This window comes from Agathobacter ruminis (assembly GCF_002735305.1).
In the GTDB taxonomy this organism is placed as follows: Bacteria; Bacillota; Clostridia; order Lachnospirales; family Lachnospiraceae; genus Roseburia; species Roseburia ruminis.
This window is the reverse complement of the sequence record NZ_PDYG01000113.1, coordinates 1-499: the sequence shown is the minus strand read 5'-3', so window position 1 is coordinate 499 and position 499 is coordinate 1. Positions and strand designations below refer to the sequence as shown.

Below are 499 nucleotides of genomic sequence, written 5' to 3'. Positions count from 1 at the left end.
AAAAAGAGGAATTGCAATTTTATTGGTATTATTTTTTGCTGTTACATCAGTGCACCTAGGTATGAATCGTGTCAATGCGAATAACCATAAGGATACTCAATTCAATTTTTATTTTCATAATTACTTTGATCATACTGAAGGAAGAAGAAAAACAGATGATTCTTCCTCTTATATGAAGTGTAAAGAGTTGAGAGACAATGCTTCCTATACTGCCTATGTTTATGGATCAAATGAAACTACTGGCAATTTTGCAGAAGATGTTTCACAAGGATATCATTATTTATTTAAGCGGGGAACACATCATTTTATGAGGAATTGGGTTTATGAAGAGAATTTAAAATATGCGGTGATTTATGCTAATCAGAATACACCATTTCCAACTTTTCCTAAGGGAGTTTGGAGCCCGGATAGTGTTCCAGAACGATAATATGTAGTTCTGTGAGTTATATATGGGTGAGAAGAATGAAAAAGTTGAGAAAACAAATATTATGTTGGGGAT

1 protein-coding gene is annotated in these 499 nt (G+C 32.9%); it reads left to right on the top strand.

Translation table 11 applies throughout. The annotated features are described in order from the left end of the window. The coding region (locus tag CSX02_RS13660) for a DUF2712 domain-containing protein (RefSeq protein ID WP_099386731.1) at positions 1-427 on the top strand (427 nt) is incomplete at its 5' end. Positions 428-499 lie beyond the last annotated feature (72 nt).